The organism is Streptomyces sp. NPDC059534, from assembly GCF_042743475.1.
Taxonomy (GTDB): domain Bacteria; phylum Actinomycetota; class Actinomycetes; order Streptomycetales; family Streptomycetaceae; genus Streptomyces.
This window is the reverse complement of sequence record NZ_JBHWAQ010000007.1, coordinates 104,378-122,677: the sequence shown is the minus strand read 5'-3', so window position 1 is coordinate 122,677 and position 18,300 is coordinate 104,378. Positions and strand designations below refer to the sequence as shown.

The following is an 18,300-nucleotide window of genomic DNA, read 5'->3' as shown; positions in this document are numbered from 1 at the left end:
CCCCGTTCCAGACCCCAAGACTTACAACCCTGAGAGGGATTGACGCATAGTGCTCGACGTCAACTTCTTCGACGAGCTCCGGATCGGTCTGGCTACCGCTGACGACATCCGTCAGTGGAGCCACGGCGAGGTCAAGAAGCCGGAGACCATCAACTACCGCACGCTCAAGCCCGAGAAGGACGGACTCTTCTGCGAGAAGATCTTCGGCCCGACCCGGGACTGGGAGTGCTACTGCGGCAAGTACAAGCGTGTCCGCTTCAAGGGCATCATCTGTGAGCGGTGTGGCGTCGAGGTCACCCGCGCGAAGGTGCGCCGTGAGCGGATGGGCCACATCGAGCTCGCCGCCCCCGTCACCCACATCTGGTACTTCAAGGGCGTCCCGTCGCGTCTTGGCTACCTGCTCGACCTCGCCCCGAAGGACCTCGAGAAGGTCATCTACTTCGCGGCGTACATGATCACGTTCGTCGACGACGAGCGTCGTACGCGTGACCTGCCCTCGCTGGAGGCGCACGTCTCCGTCGAGCGTCAGCAGATCGAGAACCGTCGCGACTCCGACCTGGAGGCCCGCGCCAAGAAGCTCGAGAACGACCTCGGCGAGCTCGAGGCCGAGGGCGCCAAGGCCGACGTGCGCCGCAAGGTGCGCGAGGGTGCCGAGCGCGAGATGAAGCAGCTGCGCGACCGTGCGCAGCGCGAGATCGACCGTCTGGACGAGGTCTGGTCGCGCTTCAAGAACCTCAAGGTCCAGGACCTGGAGGGCGACGAGCTCCTCTACCGCGAGCTGCGTGACCGCTTCGGCACGTACTTCGACGGTTCGATGGGTGCCGCGGCGCTGCAGAAGCGCCTGGAGTCCTTCGATCTGGAGGAGGAGGCCGAGCGCCTCCGCGAGATCATCCGTACCGGCAAGGGCCAGAAGAAGACCCGTGCGCTCAAGCGCCTCAAGGTCGTCTCCGCGTTCCTGCAGACCGCGAACAGCCCCAAGGGCATGGTTCTCGACTGCGTGCCGGTGATCCCGCCGGACCTGCGTCCGATGGTGCAGCTGGACGGTGGCCGCTTCGCGACCTCCGACCTGAACGACCTGTACCGCCGCGTGATCAACCGCAACAACCGTCTGAAGCGTCTGCTCGACCTCGGTGCCCCCGAGATCATCGTGAACAACGAGAAGCGGATGCTCCAGGAGGCGGTCGACGCCCTCTTCGACAACGGCCGTCGTGGTCGCCCGGTCACGGGCCCCGGCAACCGTCCGCTGAAGTCCCTCAGCGACATGCTGAAGGGCAAGCAGGGTCGTTTCCGTCAGAACCTGCTCGGCAAGCGAGTCGACTACTCGGCCCGTTCCGTCATCGTCGTCGGTCCGCAGCTGAAGCTGCACCAGTGCGGTCTGCCGAAGGCCATGGCGCTGGAGCTCTTCAAGCCGTTCGTGATGAAGCGCCTGGTCGACCTGAACCACGCGCAGAACATCAAGAGCGCCAAGCGGATGGTCGAGCGCGGCCGCACGGTCGTGTACGACGTCCTCGAAGAGGTCATCGCCGAGCACCCGGTTCTGCTGAACCGTGCGCCCACGCTGCACCGCCTCGGCATCCAGGCGTTCGAGCCCCAGCTGGTCGAGGGCAAGGCCATCCAGATCCACCCGCTCGTCTGCACCGCGTTCAACGCGGACTTCGACGGTGACCAGATGGCCGTGCACCTGCCGCTCTCCGCGGAGGCGCAGGCCGAGGCCCGCATCCTGATGCTGTCCTCGAACAACATCCTGAAGCCCGCCGACGGCCGTCCGGTCACGATGCCGACCCAGGACATGGTCCTCGGTCTGTTCTTCCTGACCACCGACGGTGAGCTCCGTGACACCAAGGGCGAGGGCCGTGCGTTCGGCTCGACGGCCGAGGCGATCATGGCGTTCGACGCCGGCGAGCTCGCGCTCCAGTCGGAGATCGAGATCCGCTTCCCCGTCGGCACCGTCGCTCCGCGTGGCTGGGTTCCCCCGGTCGCCGAGGAGGGCGAGCCGGAGTGGCAGCAGGGTGACTCGTTCCGTCTGCGGACGACCCTGGGCCGCGCGCTCTTCAACGAGCTGCTGCCCGAGGACTACCCGTTCGTCGACTACTCGGTGGGCAAGAAGCAGCTCGGCGAGATCGTCAACGACCTGGCCGAGCGCTACCCCAAGGTCATCGTGGCGGCGACGCTCGACAACCTGAAGTCCGCGGGCTTCTACTGGGGTACCCGTTCCGGCGTCACCGTGGCCATCTCCGACATCGTCGTTCCCGAGGCGAAGAAGGAGATCGTCAAGGGCTACGAGGCGCAGGACGAGAAGGTCCAGAAGCAGTACGAGCGCGGCCTGATCACCAAGGAAGAGCGCACGCAGGAGCTCATCGCGATCTGGACCAAGGCGACCAACGAGGTCTCCGAGGCGATGAACGCGAACTTCCCCAAGACGAACCCCATCTACATGATGGTTGACTCGGGTGCCCGAGGAAACATGATGCAGATGCGTCAGATCGCCGGTATGCGTGGTCTGGTGTCCAACGCCAAGAACGAGACGATCCCGCGTCCCATCAAGGCGTCGTTCCGTGAGGGCCTCACCGTCCTCGAGTACTTCATCTCCACGCACGGTGCCCGTAAGGGTCTCGCCGACACCGCCCTGCGTACCGCCGACTCGGGTTACCTGACCCGTCGTCTGGTGGACGTCTCGCAGGACGTCATCATCCGCGAGGAGGACTGTGGCACCGAGCGCGGTCTGAAGCTGCGGATCGCGGCGAAGGACGAGACCGGTGTCCTGCGCAAGACGGACGACGTCGAGACCTCCGTGTACGCGCGGATGCTCGCCGAGGACGTCGTCGTCGACGGCAAGGTCATCGCGCCGGCCAACGTCGACCTGGGTGACGTGCTCATCGACGCCCTGGTCAACGCGGGCGTCGAGGAGGTCAAGACCCGTTCGGTCCTGACCTGTGAGTCCGCCGTCGGTACCTGTGCGTTCTGCTACGGCCGTTCGCTCGCCACCGGCAAGCTGGTCGACATCGGTGAGGCGGTCGGCATCATCGCCGCCCAGTCCATCGGTGAGCCCGGTACCCAGCTGACGATGCGTACCTTCCACACCGGTGGTGTGGCCGGTGACGACATCACCCAGGGTCTGCCCCGTGTCGTCGAGCTCTTCGAGGCCCGACAGCCCAAGGGTGTCGCCCCGATCTCGGAGGCGGCCGGCCGCATCCGTATCGAGGAGACCGAGAAGACCAAGAAGATCGTCGTCACCCCGGACGACGGCTCCGACGAGACGGCGTTCCCGATCTCGAAGCGTGCCCGTCTGCTCGTGGGCGAGGGCGACCACGTCGAGGTGGGCCAGAAGCTCACCGTGGGTGCCACCAACCCGCACGACGTGCTCCGGATCCTCGGTCAGCGCGCGGTCCAGGTCCACCTGGTCGCCGAAGTCCAGAAGGTCTACAACTCGCAGGGCGTGTCGATCCACGACAAGCACATCGAGATCATCATCCGGCAGATGCTGCGCCGCGTGACGATCATCGAGTCCGGCGACGCGGAGCTCCTGCCGGGCGAGCTGGTCGAGCGGTCGAAGTTCGAGACCGAGAACCGTCGTGTGGTCACCGAGGGCGGTCACCCCGCCTCCGGCCGTCCGCAGCTGATGGGTATCACCAAGGCATCGCTCGCCACCGAGTCGTGGCTGTCGGCGGCGTCCTTCCAGGAGACGACCCGAGTTCTGACGGATGCGGCGATCAACGCCAAGTCCGACAGCCTCATCGGCCTCAAGGAGAACGTCATCATCGGTAAGCTCATCCCGGCCGGTACGGGCCTCGCCCGCTACCGCAACATCCGGGTCGAGCCGACCGAGGAGGCCAAGGCCGCGATGTACTCGGCCGTCGGCTACGACGACATCGACTACTCGCCGTTCGGCTCGGGCTCCGGCCAGGCCGTTCCGCTGGAGGACTACGACTACGGTCCGTACAACCAGTAAGCAGTAGTGCGAAGGGCGGTCACCCCGGCGACGGGGTGGCCGCCCTTCGGCGTGTGTCGCGCAAGAGGGATCAGCGCGTGCCCAGCTCCCAGACCGCGACGAGGAAGCCGGCGCTCGCGGTCAGCGCGGCGATGCTGGTCAGCGGCCAGCGGGAGCGTTCCAGGTCGTCGAGGCGGGCCTCGTGGTCGGCGAGCTGTTTGTCGGTCTGATCGCTGCGCTGGACGAGCAGCGCGAGCGAGCCGTCGACGCGGGCGAAGCCGGCCTCCAGGGTGCCGCGCAGCCGTTCCAGTTCGAGGGCGACGGCGACGGGGTCGTTCGGGTCAGGCTCGGTCATCGCCACCGCCCGGGGTGCTGCGCAGCCAGGACGGCAGCAGGTTCTGCACCAGGTCGAGGGCCATCACACGGGCCAGCCCGCCGGCGACGGCCAGTGCCCCGGCGACCCAGGGGAGGGTCGCGGGGACACCGGAGGCGTCGACGATCGCGGGGAGCACGACGGCGATGCCGACGGCGGACTGGAGGACGGTGCGGGCCGTGCGCTTGGCGGCATCGGACATCGGGGGACTCCTTGCTGTGGGGCGGCTCGGCGCCTACTTCGTGTACGGGACTTTCAGGGCGCTCCAGGACGCGGCGCCGGGGATGCCGTCCGCGTCGGAGCCGCGGAAGCCGAGCTTGTGCTGCCACTTCGCGTAGCTGAGCCGGTCGGCCTCGCCCCAGCGGGGGCCGGGGCCGACGGTGTACGCGGAGCAGCCCTCGGCGACGAGGCGGCGGCCCATGGCCGTGATGACCGGGGAGCTCGTCTCCTTGCGGAAGAACGAGGAGCCCGGGAACGGCTGGAGGCGGGGGGCGGCTGGCTTGCCCGCGGCGGGGGTGTTCTTGGCGGGCGCCTTGTTCAGCCGGGCCTGGACCCGGTCGCGCATCGTCGGCATGCCGAAGCCCTTGGGGTCGTTCTTCCAGTCGGACCACTCCAGGTGGCCGATGACGGAACGGGCGCCCCAGCCGTGGGCCCGGCACAGGGCGGCGGAGACCCGTTCGACGGCGTCGAGCTGGGCGGCCGGCCAGGGGTCGGTGCCGGTGCCGAGGTTGACGCACTCGAAGCCGTAGAAGCGGGAGTTGCCGTCGACGGCGCCGGGGCTGCCCTGGTGGACGCGGGGGGCCGGCGGCCGGTCCTCGTACGTCTCGCTGATCACGGCCTGGAGGACGGACGGGTCGCCGCCGCCGGCGTGGTTGGCGCGGCCGTTGGCGACGAGGTGGACGGTGCCGTCCTTGGCGATGACTCCGTGGCAGAGGGGCCCGGGGAGGCCCTCGTACCCGTTGAAGCAGAGCTCGACGGAGGAGTCGGTGCCGCTGGAGACGGTGTGGTGGATCATCACGCCGGTGACCGGGCCCCAGGTGCCGACGTGGTTGCGGTTGTGGGTGCGCCAGCCGGGGTGTTCGACGACGGTGACGCCTTCGGCGCGGAGCGCGGCGAGGAGCCGGTCCGCGGGGAGGGGAGTGGCCATCTGGTGTCCTCCGGGCATGAGAAAAGCCCGCACTCGGGCGGGCGGACGGGCGGGGTGCGGGCGGGACTAGGCGGCGGGGTCGGGGGCCGGTTCCGTCTGTTCCGGCTGTTCCGGGACGAGCCCCTTGGCCTCCTCCGGGATCTCCGGTACGGGGTTGGGGTTCGGCTCCGGGGTGGGTTCCGGCGTCGGCTCGGGGCCGGGCGCGGGGGCCGGGGGCGTCCAGGTCGTGCAGAGGGCGGCGTAGGCGTCGCGGCGGTTCGCGAAGTCGGCGAGCGCGGCGGCGACGGCGCGCTGGACCGCGGCCGGGTCGGGGACGACGGGCTTGCCGTCCTCCCCGTTGACGACGACCAGGCCGGTGCCGCGCAGGTTCGCGTCGGCGGCGCCGGCCTCGGTGACCTGGGCGGAGACGTAGACCGACGGGTACTCGCCGGTCATCGGGTCCTGTTCCAGGGGGCCGCCGAAGCTGTTGTCGTAGACGCGGACGTCGAGGGTGTGGCCGTTCTCGGTGACGGCGGCGCGGCCCGCGTAGTCGATGGCGACGCCCCAGGGCTGAGTGGGGTCGATGATCATGGTGTGCTCCTTGCCGGCCTCGGAGGGCGCATCAGGTCTGGGTGCCGTACATCAGGACGGGCTGGGCGTAGACCGTGCCGCCGCTGGCCATGGCGTGGATCTCGACGGTCATGACCTTGCCGAACTTGGTCTGGATGTCACCGGGCAGCAGGCCGGTGTGGTCGTAGGTCTGGCCGGCGGTGACGGTGGGGCCGAACGGCTGGCCGTCGACGAGGACCTTCACCTGGCCGGTCGCGCCGCTGGAGACCTTCGTGTAGACGGTCAGCCGCATCTTGGGCTGCCAGATGGGGTTGAACGACTGGGCGATCATGGCGAACGAGGCGCTGGTGGTCGACGGCCACCGGGCCTGGTTCTGGTCCACCGGCGGCAGCAGCTGGAGCCAGGGCCGGGCGAGGCCGCCGGTCATGATGTCGTCCGCGAAGATCTCGTGGGAGTAGCCGTCGAAGATGCGGATGACCGGCCGGACGGTGTTCGGCGAGCTGGCGCCCATCTGGAGGACGGGGGCCGTCGAGCCGTCGGCGTTGGTCCGCCGGACGGTGAGCTGGCCGTTGGCGACCTCGTTCATCGGCGGGCGGGTGTTGACGGCGGTGGAGAGGGCGGTGATCCGGCGTTCCATCTGGTTGAGCCGGTCGATGATGTCCTCGGGCAGCTGGGGCATCAGGCTTCCTCAAGGTAGAGCTCGGCGGTGTCGGGGCGGCCGCGCTCGGGCGGGGTGACCTTGACGCCGACGATGCGGTAGCGGGCGTCGAGGCCGCTGGAGTGCCACTCGTCCGTGATGCGGATGCGGGCGACGCGGCCCAGCAGCGCGGGCGGGACGATGCCGCCGAGGTGGACGCTGATCGCGGGGATCACGACCGCGCCGCGGGCCTGGTCGAGCTCCGCGGCGGCGAGCGAGTCGAGGGTGAGCTGGTCGCTGATCTCGTTGTGGTCCGAGGACAGGTCGATCAGCGGCCAGCCGTCGGCGATCAGGTCGCTGGCGATCTGCGGGCTGGAGACGAGCGGCCGGGACTCGGCGGCGGCGTTGCTGTTGGTGGACGCGCCCCGGGCCACGGCGGTGGTGCCGCCGCGGGTGGCGTCCCAGGGGAAGGAGTACGACAGGATCGTGCCCGGCCGGTCGAAGACCAGGTCGGTGGCGCCGGTGCGGATCTGGGGCGCGCCGAGCCTGAGCTGCCGGATGCGCCGGCCGCTGACCGGGTCCCGGTAGACCATGATCTGGTGCTCGAAGCCGTCCTGCAGGGCGGCGAGCTGGTCGAGCGCCTCCAGATAGACGGTCTCGTCGCCGTTGCGCCAGGACGCGGTCCGCTTGGTGGTGGAGGTCTCCTGGCCGAAGTCGACCGAGAAGGCGTCCTCCTTGGTGAGCTCCTTCCACAGGCCGCGGGCGATCTCCAGCTGGTCGGTGGGCTCGGTGTACTCGATCTTCGTACGGATGCGGCGGCGGGCCGCGTACGAGTCGAACGTGGCGGCCTGGATGGAGAGCGTCAGCACCCCGCGGCCGCTGGACTGCAGGGTGGACGTCCAGATGATGCCGCCCCACCACAGGTCGCCGCCGCGCTCCAGGTAGACCGTGGTGCGGCCCTCGCGGACCTGCTTGACCCGGTCGGCGATGGCCTTGTCGGGGATGGGGATGGTGCCGGAGAGGGAGCCGGCCTTGCCGATGTAGTCGTCGAACTGGACGTCCCGCAGCGGCAGGATGTCGATGGTCTGGTCGCTGGTCAGGTCGCAGAAGATGGCCCGGTAGGGCGTGTCGAGTGCCATGGCGGGCCTCCTCAGAGGACGTAGGTCGCGGAGATGTTCACGGTGCCGCCGGTGGCGATGACGGCGTTGGGGCTCCAGTCGCGCAGGACGATCGGCATGCTGGTGGTGCCGTAGATCGTGGCGGCGCCGGAGGCGAAGGCGTCGGAGGCCATGGCATCGATGGTCACGGCCGGTGCCCAGTTCGTCGGCAGCAGGCACAGGGGCTGGTCGGCGATGCCGCCGATGTTGGTGGCGGTGATGGCGGCGCCGGTGCGCTGGACGCTGACGCGGATCATGGCGAGTCCGCCGCGGGTGCGGCGGGCGGAGAACTGCGTCAGGGACCAGCCGGTCTGCGCGACCGCGCCGGTGGTGACGACCTCGATGTCGTACGGCGGGTGGTAGTTCGCCCAGACGGTGCCGTTCCAGCGCTGGAGGACGCCGTTCGTCTCGCGGAACTGCCCGATGTAACTGCCCGTGGACAGCATGTTGTTGGGGGCGATGCCGCCGATCTCCCGGGGGTAGGCGACCCAGCCGTTGCCGTCCCAGCGCTGGAGGAAGTGCGAGTTGTCGTTGTCCTGGTACTGGCCCGGGTAGGAGCCCGGGACCGCCGCGTTGTTGTAGACGGGCAGGATGCCGCCGGCCGAGACGAGGGTGGTGCGCAGGTCGGTCGTGATGCCGTCGGCCCAGCCGACGCCGCCGGTTCCCGCGGAGGCGCCGGCCTTCACCTTGACCGAGAACAGCGTGAGCGAGAGCGGCGGCGGGGTGGGGGCCACCGGGTTGGCCGCCGGCTGGCCCCGGACGATCTCGACGGCCGCCTCGTACTTCCCGAGGGCGTCGATGTCGTTGTCGTACACGCGCAGGACGACAAGGTCGATCCGCGGGTTGAGCGGGTCGCCGTCGCCGAAGGTGATGGTGATGTCCTCGTCGAGGGCGACCGGGTAGGCGCCGTCCGTCGTACCGCCCTGGACGACGGCCCGGCCGTGGTAGACGGTGGCCGCCATCGGGCCGCTGCCGCTCATCCACAGGCCGCCGACCCGGTACTTGCCGTCGTACGTGCCGGGCAGGACGCCGGACCGGGAGGCCAAGGGGTTGACGGGGGTGGTGGCGCCGACATTGGTGATGCGGGTGTTCTGGCGGGTCTGACCGGTGGGCAGCAGCCAGCCGGAGCGTACGGGCATGGGGATCTCCTGGTAGCGAGGGCGGTCGGACGGCGGTCCTGGTGGCTCAGTACTGCGGGACGACCTGGATGAAGGAGTTGTCGAACCAGGCCCGCAGGGTCACGTGGGAGGTGCGGTAGTAGGCGGTGAGGGTGTACGAGGCGCCCGGCGTCAGGTTGTTGAGACGCTGGATGGTCGACGCGGACACGCCGTCCGACGGCAGCGCGGGCTTGCCGACCTTCGCGGAGAGCTCGTCCTCCACCTCGCGGACGAGGGTGGTGCCCTGGGTGATGCGCAGGCACATGAAGGCCGTGCCGGCGATGTTCGTCGTCTGGCCGGTGTCGAGGATGGTCTCCATCCGCGAGCCGAAGGTGACCTGCACGGTCTTGGACGGCGGCGCCGTGAACGTCAGCGTCAGCGGGTTCGTGGTGCGCTCGATCAGCGTCGGGACGTACGTGGTCGAGGTCGTGTAGCCCGCGTCCAGCGAGTCGTTGAAGTACGGCCCCGGGAACGCCGGCGCCCAGGCCGAGCCGTTCCACCGCTGGAGGGAACCGCCGGTGGAGTCGCGGTACTGGCCGGTGTAGCCGCCCTGCGCCAGGGAGACCGAACCGGGGACGACACCGCCGACCCCCGCCGGGTACGACACCCACTTGCCGCCGTCCCAGCGCTGGAACTCGCCGCCCGGGGTGTCCTGGTACTGGCCCGGGTACGTGCCCCGCTGCGCCGCGCCCTCGATCGGCAGGATGCCGCCGAGGGAGACGACCGGGGTGCGCAGGTCCTTGAGGGCCGTGTTCCACGGGATGCCGCCGTTGCCGGCGCCGGCGCCCGCCGGGACCGTCACCTGCCACAGAGGCAGGGTGAGCGGCGGCACGGCCGGGGCCTGCGGGGTCTGGCCGGGGACGCCCTGGATGACCTCGATCTTCGCCTCGTTGCGGTTCGACGAGTCGTACAGGTTGTCGTAGACCCGGGCGACGACCAGGTCGATGCGGTTGAACTGGGCGTCGCCGGGCGCGAAGGTGACGACCTGGGAGGCGACGAGCGTCACCGGGTAGGCGCCCTGGGAGATCGAGCCCTGGATGACGGCACGGCCCTCGTGGACGGTCGCCGTCATCGCCGAGGCGCCCTCCATCCACAGGCCGGAGAGCCGGTACTGGCCGTCGTAGGAGCCCGGCAGGACGCCGGAGCGGACCTGGACGGTGTTGAGCGGAGTGGTCACGCCGGTCTGCGTCAGACGGGTGTCCTCGCGGGTCTGGCCGATCTCGGCGGCCCAGCTGCTGCGCAGGTTCATGGGTTCTCCAATGAGGGAGTGCGGGAGGAGGGACGAGGGTCAGGACTTGAGCCACTCGGCGGTGAGCGTGCAGGCGTAGCCCGAGCCGCCGAGGGTCTTCACCGCCGCGGAGTGGCTCTGGAGGCCGGCCAGCTGGAGCGTGGTGCCCGCGTCGAGCCGGATCAGGCCCTGGCCGCCGACGCTGATGGCGCCGTTGCCCGCGGGGGTCAGCCAGGTCATCCGGGACTGCCCGACGCCGCCGGCCACGACGCGGGCGCCGCGCATGCCGGTCTGGCCGTCGTTGGCCCAGGTGGCCTGTCCGGTGACCCGCCACCAGCCGGTGCGCGGCACGACGTAGGTGTTGTTCCCGGCCCAGCCGCCGGCGTCGTCGACCTCGACGGTCGGCAGGTTGAGCACGGTCCACGTGTTGGGGTCGACGCTCTGCGTCTGGGTCGAGGTCCACTGCGTGGCGGCGAAGAGGATCTTCGTCCGGCCCTCGACGTACTGCCAGACGGAGCCGTCCCAGCGTTCGAGGATCCCGGCGTTGTCCCGGTACTGCCCGGCGTAGCTGCCGACGGACAGCTGGCTGCCGGGGGCGATGCCGCCGAGCGCCTTGGGGTACGAGACCCAGGTCGTGCCGTCCCAGCGCTGGAGCATGCCGCTCGCGTCGCGGTACTGGCCGACGTACGCGCCCTTGAAGCCGCTGGTGGGGAGGATGCCGCCGAGTGCCACCACCGGCCAGTGCTGGGTGGTGACGCCGGAGCCGGTCCAGGTGATGCCGCCGGTGCCGGCGGAGGTGCCCTTGGGGACCTTGACGGTGTAGAGCGGCATCGTGCTGCCGGGGCCGCTCGCCGGGGCGACCGGCACGGTCGCCGGCACGCCCTTGACGAGGCGGATGACGGCGTCGGTGGTGCCGGTCTTGTCGTAGTCGTCGTCGATGACGGCCAGCTCGATCAGGTCGATCCGGTCGTACTGGGGGTCGCCGTCGGTGACGGTGACGGTCTGCGGCGTCACCGCGCTGACCAGGTAGGCGCCCTGGCGGGTGTCCTTGCCCTGGACGATGGCGCGGCCGGTGCCGATCGTGCACTGCATGGCGGCGGCCCCGGTCAGGACGAAGCCGCCGGGCAGGATGCCGGGCCGGGAGCGCAGCGGGGTCTCTTCGGGACTCTGGCCGCTGGGGGTGAGCAGGGCGGCCAGGGCGAGGCGGGTGTCCTCGCGGGTCTGGCCGGTGGGCAGGAGCCACGCGGCTCGTACGGTCATGGTCGACCTCTCTCCGAGGAAGGGCGGGGGTTCGTCACCATTCGGCGCTGCGCCAGCGCACGGTCATGAGCGCGTCCTTGCTCGCCCCGTCGGGGCGGAAGGAGAGTTCGGTGCGGCCCGGTTCGAGGAGGAACAGCTCCTCGGGGCTGGAGTCGGCCATCGCGGTGTGGCGGCGGGACGCGGTGTTGTTGAGCATCACCGTGCCGTTGGCGGTGTCGACGGTGAGCTCGTCGCCGGCGGCGAGGTCGATCGCGTACCGCAGCCGGCGCATGCTGACCCGCTCGGTGACGGTCGGCATGGAGCACGGGCCGCGGAAGGTGATCACCGGGTGGGTGGCGGCCGAGCCGGTGTTCTCGGCGACGGTGTCGCCGGTGGACGTGGCCCGGCCCCAGTCGAGCGGCCACGTCAGGGGCCAGGTCAGCCCGGACTCGGGCTGCGGGGCGGTGGTGGTGGCGGTCTGCTCGTTGACGACGTACCGGCGGGGGTCGGCCGCCAGCCACTGGACGGACATGCGGGAGCTGCCCTGGGTGGCGAAGCCCTGGTCGGCGGGGACCACCCGCTGGGCGATCCGGGCGCGCACGGCGAGCATCTCGCCGTGCAGCCGGACGGTGAGCCAGCGCTCCTCGTCGAGGAGGGCGAGCGACTGGCGCAGCGCGCGGATCGCCTCGCCGGCCGCGTTCCACTCCGGCGTCAGCACGATCGTGCCGCCGATCTTGCGGGGCTTGGCGAACCGGGAGCCGGGCCAGGCGCCGTGCGAGGTCGGCCGGTCGGCGTCCGAGGAGTCGTACTCCGGCAGGTCCTCCCAGCCCGAGAGGCCGGTCCGGTCGACGGCGAACGGCGTGTCGGGCCCGATGAGGAGCCCGGCCCACTGCATCTGCCCGTCCTGGGTGATGAGCGAGCCGGGCGCGAGGTCGGCGGTGTAGGTGTTTCCGGCGTATGCGGTGGTGGTCTCGGCCATGGCGGCCGTCACCTCACTTCTGGTGGGAGGTCGGCGGGTGTCACGCGTGGGCGGCGGCGAGGAAGAGCAGGTCCTCGGCGGTCGACCGCGGGCCGGCGCCCGGCTCCTCGTGGAACTCCGCGATGCGGTGGGGCTTCCGGGGAGCCTCGGTGAGGGCCGGGACGTGCCGGTGTTCGAGCACGGCGAGCGGGTCGATGCGCGGCGCGCTGTCGGCGCCGGGGAAGACGACGCCGCCCTCGGCGAGCATCGGGATCTTGTCGATGTCGACGCCGAAGTGCTTGCCGAGGAAGTCGAAGCTCAGCTTGTTGAGCCCGTCGATGATCCAGTTGGCGAAGGCGATGAGACCTTGGATCGGTCCCTTGACGACGCCGAGCACGGCGCTCAGGGCGCCCTTGATCAGATCGCCCATGCCGTGCAGGGCCTTGGCGACGGCGTCCTTCGCGTGACGGAAGAAGCCCGGGATCTTGTCGGTGATGAAGGACAGGATCGGCGTGACGGCGTTCTTGATCCCGCCGAGCGTGCGCGAGGCGATGCCGCCCAGGGCCTGGGAGGCGGAGGTGACGGCGGTGCGGACCCGGGAGAGGCCGCTGATCGCGGAACCGACGAGCTTCAGGGCGGTCGTGAACAGGGTCAGGTACGCCTTGAAGTACGTCCCGACGGCCTGGCCGATGAGCTTGATGACCGGCTGCAGGAACGTCCAGACCGACTGGAAGCCCTTCAGCGCCGCCTGGAACACCTGCTTCATGATCTTCTGGCCGGTCTCGGTCTGCATGGCGTACTCGATGAGCCAGGCGGCGACGGGGACGAGGATGCCGACGAGGAAGCCGATCGGGTTGGCCCGCATGGCGAGGTTGATGCCGGTCATGGCGACCGAGGCGATGGTCATGACCGTGCCGTAGGTGTCCATCAGCTTGGTGATGACGTCGGTGATGGGCAGCAGCGGGGCGAGGATGGCGAGGACGCCGCCGACGACGGGGCCGAGCTTCCCGGCGACGGTCCGCGCCTTGCCCGCGGCGGTGCCGAGCTTCTTGATGCCCGTGGCCGCCTTGGACTGCTTGAACCGTTGGACCGAGGTCGCCGAGCCCGAGGCGGTGGTCCCGAGGGTGCGTACCGAGGTGCCGGCGGTACGCAACTCGGTGGCCAGGGAGGCGACGCCGCCGGCCGCCCGCTGGACGTCCTGTCTGAGCCGCTTGAACGAGTCGCCCGCCTGGCCGACGCCCTGCCGCAGGGAGGCCATCACCGGAGTGGCCGCGCCGAACCTCGGCATGGCTACTGCGGCGGCACTCATCCGCGTGCCTTCGCCAGGTACATCAGGGCGTCCGCCGTGGACTGCGGGTCACTGCTGCGGGCCGCGTGATAGTGCTCGATGTGCAGCCCGCCGCCGCCGTTGCCCGTCTGCAACTGCGCCGACATGCGGGCGCGCCGGGCGGTGAGGGCGAGCAGCCGGTCCAGCTTGGACAGCGGCAGGACGGCCTCGGCCTCGCCGGCCTCGGCGAGGATCGCCGGGACACCGCCGGCGCGGGGCATGACGACACCACCGGTGGCGAGCATGGGGATGGTCGGGATGTTGACGCCGAAGGTCTTGCCGCCGACGATCGGCACCCAGCCGGGGACGCTGACCTTGACCCCGTTGACGGCCCTGATCATGCGGTTGATCAGGCCGATGACGGCGTTGATCGGTCCGGACACACCGCTCTTGATCCCCTCGAACGCCCGGGACGCGATGTCCCTGAGGCCGTTCCAGATGGAGGACATCTTGTCCTTGACGGCGGTGAAGGCGTTCGGGATCGCACTCTTGATCCAGTTCACCACGGGGGTGATGACGGCCTTGATGCCGTTCCAGACGGTGCCGATGACCGCCTTGATCGCCTTCATGACGGTCGTGATGACCGTCTTCCAGATGTTCACGTAGGTCTTGATGACGGTGGCGACGGCCTTGACGACGGTGGAGATGGCCTGCTTGATGCCGTTCCAGACCGTCTTGATCAGGTCGCCGGCCTTCTTCATGATCGGGCCGATGGCCTTCATGACCGCGCTGATCACGGTCTTGACGGCGTCGAATGCCTTCTTCAGGATCTTCTGCATCGTCTTCGACTGCATCGCCATGTCGACGATCTTCTCGATGAGCGGCATGAAGAGTTCGATCAGGCGGGCGAGGAAGTTGCCCTTCATCGACTTGTTGAGCTTGTCCTGGCCCTTGGCGGCCTTGCCGGCGCCGGACTCGTACTTGCCCATCTTGGTGCCGGCGGACTCGGCGGTCCTGCCGGCCTTCGACATGGACTTCTCGGCCTGGTCCGAGGCCGTCTTGAGGTTCTTGAGCTGGGTGGTGGAGCCCTGGGCGTTGGTCTTGAGGGTCTTGAGCTGACCGGACGCCGACTTTCCGGCGTCGCCGACCTTCTTGACCGAGGTTCCGGCGCCGGACGCATGGGTCTTGAGGTTGCGCAGGGAGTCGGACGCGTTCTTCAGGTTTCTGACGAGAGACATGGGTTACCTCCTTTCGGGGGGTGGGGGTCAGCTGGTCGCGCCGCCGAGCTCGTCGTTGAGGGAGCCGACCGTCCGTGCGAGCTCCCGCAGCTTCCCGGCGAGGGTCCCGGTGTTGGTGGCGAGGTTGCGGGCCGCGTCGGCCGCGCCCTGGAGGGGGGCGGCCTTGGGGATCCGGCTCGGATCGAGGCCGTCCACGGCGAGCTTGAGCTTCGCGGTCGCCTTGGCGACCTTGGTGATGTGCCCGGGGTTGGCGTGCTTCACGGCGCCGGTGATCTTGCCGAGGCTCTTGGCGACCTGGGCCATGACCGGGGCGTCGGGGGCGTCGGTGACGGCCTTGCCGATCTTGTCGACGCCCTCCGCGGTCTTGGTGAGCTTGGCGGCGCTCGGCATCTTGCGGAAGTTGGAGACGAAGTCGGGGGCGTGCAGGTTGAACTTCTCCAGCTGCGGGATGAGCAGCTGGAGCTGGTAGCGCAGCGGGCCGTAGTTCGCGTCCCGCGGGATGGCGGCGAGACCGCCGGCGGCGGCTTCCTCGCGCGCCCGGACCGCCTGGGCGTTCTGGAGGCGGGGGAAGGTGTTCCCGTCGTTGACCGCCAGGATGCGGCCCCGGGTGTTCACTCCCGGGATCTTGTCGATCAGGTTGAAGAACGCGCCCTGGAGGGTCCGCTGGAAGTTGGTGAAGTTCGTCAGCATCATGAGGCCGACCACGGGGACCAGGAAGCTCGCGACGGCTGCTCCGAGGTAGTAGCCCCAGTACTCGCTCTTCTCGTAGTACTTCTCGAGTGCCGCGGCGAAGCCGTCGAGCCCCATCCCCTCCAGGAGCTCGGTCTTCTTCGCCTTGGTGAGCTCCTGGTGCATGTCGTCGATCTTCTTCTTGAGCTCCGTGAGGGGCCCGAGCTGCTCCTTCAGCCAGTTGGTGGTGGGCAGCCAGCCGCCGTCCGGGGTCCGCAGGTGATGCCTGAGGCCGGCGATCTGGATCGAGAGTTCCTCGTTCGTTACTTCTGCCATGATTGCTCCGCTTCCGGCCGGTGACGGCCAAGCGCCGAAAAGCCCCTGCCGGTTCCGGCAGGGGCTCGTTCGTGCGGGGGGCAGCCGGCGCGGCTAGGCGTCGTCGTCCCGGCGGTGGCCGCGGCGCGTCGTCGCGAGGGCGTCGTTCCAGCCCGCGGTGTACGCGAGGGTCTCGCGGCGGGAGACCTCGGCGTACAACGTGCCGAGCAGCGCTCTCTTGTCGAGGGCGACGGGTCCGTCGAGGAGCTGGCGGAGGCGGTCCTGGAGAGGGATCTGCGGTCGCGATGCCTCGGCCTGCTGGGTCATGGACGCCTGCCTTCCGGTTGCTTGCCCGTGCGTGTGTGGCGGCGCCGCGGAGTGAGGGGCGGGGGCACCACGTGTTCGAACTGCTGTGCGAACAGAGTGTGGAACATCTGTTCGACGTTTGTCGAGCGGGAAACACCTGACGGTGTGTCTTCTTGCGTGTTTTCCGAACGCGTTGGCGGCTGATCGGCTCGTGTGTTCGACCGGGTAACCTGGAGGACGCGTTCCCCGGACCGGACCACTTTGGGGAACAGGGGCGCGAGGGGCGCGCGGGGACCCCAGGGGGCTGGAAGGCAGCACTGACGCATGGATACGGAGCCGGGTGCCAGTCACCGGGAGCGGGTCGTCGACTGGCTGGCCGCCCACCCCGATCTGCCCCACCTCTTCGCCTACCTCTCGGAGCTCGTCCATGTCTCGGGGTACGCCCCCGAGGACCTCGTCGTGATTCCCAGAGCCGAGGTCGACCGCCGGGAGACGGCAGCCTTCACCGCCGGCTGGGCGGAGGCCGTCTCGGACGAACTGCCCCGGATCAGACGGGAGTACGAGAAGCGCGTCGCGGACGCCTACGCCCAGGGGCAGGGTGACGCGCGTGGAATCCGCCGCCCCCAGCGGCGTACCGACACCGGCCAGGAAGGCGCCCGGGTCATCGCGCTGCCCTTCGCCCGGCTCCTGGAACCGCCCGCGGCCGTCGTCGAGGCCGAGGAGCGCGTCCGCAGGGAACGCGAGCTGTTCGAACAGCGCACCGAAACGGGCCCGCGCGCCGAACCCGGCCGGCGGACCGACCCGGAACCGCGCTCGGTGCCCGGCCCGCGATCCGAGGCGGGGCAGCGGCCGGAGCCGGCCGAGCGGCCCGGAGCGGGGGAGCGGTCCGAGGCCGAGCCCGAGCACCGGAGCGCGTACGAGCCCGAGTCCGACCCGGACGTCCTGGTGACCGCCCAGGAGAGCCGGGCCCGCCGCAACGGCCGCCCGGTGCGGAAGGTCGTGCGCGGCAAGGGCGGCCGGCCGATCGTCCCGCCGCTGGCCGGGGTGCCCGGCCAGGCCGGACCGCCCGCCGACCGGCGCGACGCCGATTCCGCCGAGGCGGACGCGCGCGCGAGCAGGGGGCGGAGGCTGTCCGACCGGGCCAGGGCCCTGGAGAAGGACATGACCGCCGACCGGGGACGGGAAGAAGCGCCCCCGGAGCCCACTCCCTGACGGGAAGGGGCTCCGGGGGCCGCGGGATCACCCGAAGAACCGGGCGATGGCGTGGTGGGACGGCAGCGAACCGTCCCCGGCGGGCGCGTTCGCCCCGCCCGGGACGCCGTCCGCCGCGTCCTCGGCGCCGCCCTCGTCGCCGGCGGTGACACCCGGACGGGGAACGGGCGTCGGGGCCTCCGGAGGGTCGGAGTCCTCACCGGTGTTGACGCAGGCGAACATCCAGTTGGACATCGCCAGATGGTCCACCGTGGCCGCCAGCAGATGGTCGGTGATCGACCACTCGGCGGCCTCGCCGTGGAGCTCGCGCTGGACGGCGCTGTCCCGCGGCAGGTGCTTGATCAGCGCCAGCACCCGGCGGCTGGAGAGCTCGCCGCGGTGCCAGCCGAGCAGATCGGTGGAGTAGTAGCGGAGGAAGTCCGCCTCAAGGGCCTCGGCGTGTTCGTCGACGAACTCGGCGAGGCTCAGTCTTCCCCCAGGCCGAGCCCCGTCTCCTTGCCGTAAGCCTCCAGGATGGCGGCGATGTCCTGCATGGTGACGTCGTGCTGTTCGAAGCGGGAGAACTGCGCCTCACCCATCAGGAGTGCGAGCAGGCCGTCCACGTCGTTGTCGTCGAGCTTGCGCAGCGCCTTGGCGGTGGCACGGCTCAGTTCGGTGGGGAGGGTGAAGCTCTCGCCGTCCAGCTCGAAGGACCAGGCGCGGCCGTGGGCCTCCTGTCGCTGGGCGCGGGCGGCGTTGACGTCGAAACGGGCCATGGTGATGCGTACTCCTTGTTCGAGTGAGTGAAGAGGAGAGGGGTGGGGCGGGGCGGCGGGGGGGGCCCCCCCCCCCGCGGGGGCGTCGGCGAACGGACGCTGGGGGATGTCGGACCTTTATGTGTGTACGTCCGACCGCCGGGGGCGCGCCCCGAGGCAAAGGGG

At 70.1% G+C, this 18,300-nt stretch carries 18 protein-coding genes; 2 read left to right on the top strand and 16 right to left on the bottom strand.

Going from position 1 to position 18,300, the window contains the following annotated elements; all coding sequences use genetic code 11:
* Positions 1–49: 49 nt before the first annotated feature.
* Positions 50–3,949 carry a DNA-directed RNA polymerase subunit beta' gene (locus ACFVZH_RS11320; protein ID WP_384895622.1) on the top strand — a complete coding sequence of 1,300 codons (3,900 nt, stop codon included), beginning with the start codon at positions 50–52 and terminating at the stop codon, positions 3,947–3,949.
* Positions 3,950–4,019: 70 nt separating this feature from the next.
* Here the strand turns inward: ACFVZH_RS11320 and ACFVZH_RS11315 are convergent, their stop codons facing one another.
* The 14 genes from ACFVZH_RS11315 to ACFVZH_RS11250 form a co-directional block, all read right to left on the bottom strand.
* Positions 4,020–4,283, bottom strand: coding sequence for a hypothetical protein (locus tag ACFVZH_RS11315; RefSeq protein WP_384895620.1), 264 nt, complete (start codon positions 4,281–4,283; stop codon positions 4,020–4,022).
* Complete coding sequence (locus ACFVZH_RS11310; RefSeq protein ID WP_384895618.1) at positions 4,270–4,503, bottom strand: hypothetical protein; 234 nt, start codon at positions 4,501–4,503, stop codon at positions 4,270–4,272. The genes ACFVZH_RS11315 and ACFVZH_RS11310 overlap by 14 nt, the downstream gene beginning before the upstream one ends.
* A 33-nt stretch (positions 4,504–4,536) precedes the next feature.
* Positions 4,537–5,448, bottom strand: a complete 912-nt coding sequence (locus ACFVZH_RS11305) for a peptidoglycan-binding protein (RefSeq protein ID WP_384895616.1) — start codon at positions 5,446–5,448, stop codon at positions 4,537–4,539.
* 66 nt (positions 5,449–5,514) lie between these two features.
* Entirely contained in the window at positions 5,515–6,018 is a 504-nt protein-coding gene (locus ACFVZH_RS11300; RefSeq protein WP_384895614.1) for an ATP-binding protein, read from the bottom strand.
* 31 nt (positions 6,019–6,049) lie between these two features.
* Complete coding sequence (locus ACFVZH_RS11295) at positions 6,050–6,676, bottom strand: hypothetical protein (protein WP_384895612.1); 627 nt, start codon at positions 6,674–6,676, stop codon at positions 6,050–6,052.
* Positions 6,676–7,773 (bottom strand): hypothetical protein, encoded by a 1,098-nt coding sequence (locus ACFVZH_RS11290; RefSeq protein WP_384895610.1) that lies wholly within the window; start codon positions 7,771–7,773, stop codon positions 6,676–6,678. Before ACFVZH_RS11290 ends, ACFVZH_RS11295 begins: the two co-directional genes overlap by 1 nt.
* Positions 7,774–7,784: 11 nt before the next feature.
* A complete protein-coding gene (locus ACFVZH_RS11285) occupies positions 7,785–8,930 on the bottom strand; it encodes a hypothetical protein (protein ID WP_384895608.1) in 1,146 nt (381 codons plus the stop codon).
* Positions 8,931–8,976: 46 nt separating this feature from the next.
* Positions 8,977–10,197, bottom strand: a complete 1,221-nt coding sequence (locus tag ACFVZH_RS11280) for a hypothetical protein (protein WP_384895606.1) — start codon at positions 10,195–10,197, stop codon at positions 8,977–8,979.
* Between the two features lie 39 nt (positions 10,198–10,236).
* Complete coding sequence (locus tag ACFVZH_RS11275; protein WP_384895604.1) at positions 10,237–11,436, bottom strand: hypothetical protein; 1,200 nt, start codon at positions 11,434–11,436, stop codon at positions 10,237–10,239.
* A gap of 34 nt (positions 11,437–11,470) precedes the next feature.
* A complete protein-coding gene (locus tag ACFVZH_RS11270; RefSeq protein WP_384895602.1) occupies positions 11,471–12,394 on the bottom strand; it encodes a phage distal tail protein in 924 nt (307 codons plus the stop codon).
* Between the two features lie 40 nt (positions 12,395–12,434).
* Entirely contained in the window at positions 12,435–13,682 is a 1,248-nt protein-coding gene (locus ACFVZH_RS11265; RefSeq protein WP_384895600.1) for a tape-measure protein, read from the bottom strand.
* Positions 13,679–14,878 (bottom strand): phage tail protein, encoded by a 1,200-nt coding sequence (locus ACFVZH_RS11260; RefSeq protein WP_384895598.1) that lies wholly within the window; start codon positions 14,876–14,878, stop codon positions 13,679–13,681. The genes ACFVZH_RS11265 and ACFVZH_RS11260 overlap by 4 nt, the downstream gene beginning before the upstream one ends.
* Positions 14,879–14,905: 27 nt before the next feature.
* Positions 14,906–15,883, bottom strand: coding sequence for a hypothetical protein (locus ACFVZH_RS11255; protein WP_384895596.1), 978 nt, complete (start codon positions 15,881–15,883; stop codon positions 14,906–14,908).
* Positions 15,884–15,976: 93 nt separating this feature from the next.
* A complete protein-coding gene (locus ACFVZH_RS11250; protein WP_384895594.1) occupies positions 15,977–16,189 on the bottom strand; it encodes a hypothetical protein in 213 nt (70 codons plus the stop codon).
* Between the two features lie 303 nt (positions 16,190–16,492).
* Here ACFVZH_RS11250 and ACFVZH_RS11245 point away from each other — a divergent pair, with 303 nt between their 5' ends.
* A complete protein-coding gene (locus ACFVZH_RS11245; protein WP_384895592.1) occupies positions 16,493–17,380 on the top strand; it encodes a hypothetical protein in 888 nt (295 codons plus the stop codon).
* 27 nt (positions 17,381–17,407) lie between these two features.
* Here the strand turns inward: ACFVZH_RS11245 and ACFVZH_RS11240 are convergent, their stop codons facing one another.
* Positions 17,408–17,734: a hypothetical protein gene (locus ACFVZH_RS11240; RefSeq protein ID WP_384895590.1), complete on the bottom strand. Its 327-nt coding sequence runs from the start codon at positions 17,732–17,734 to the stop codon at positions 17,408–17,410.
* Positions 17,735–17,844: 110 nt separating this feature from the next.
* A complete protein-coding gene (locus ACFVZH_RS11235; protein WP_384895588.1) occupies positions 17,845–18,135 on the bottom strand; it encodes a hypothetical protein in 291 nt (96 codons plus the stop codon).
* Between the last annotated feature and the right edge of the window lie 165 nt (positions 18,136–18,300).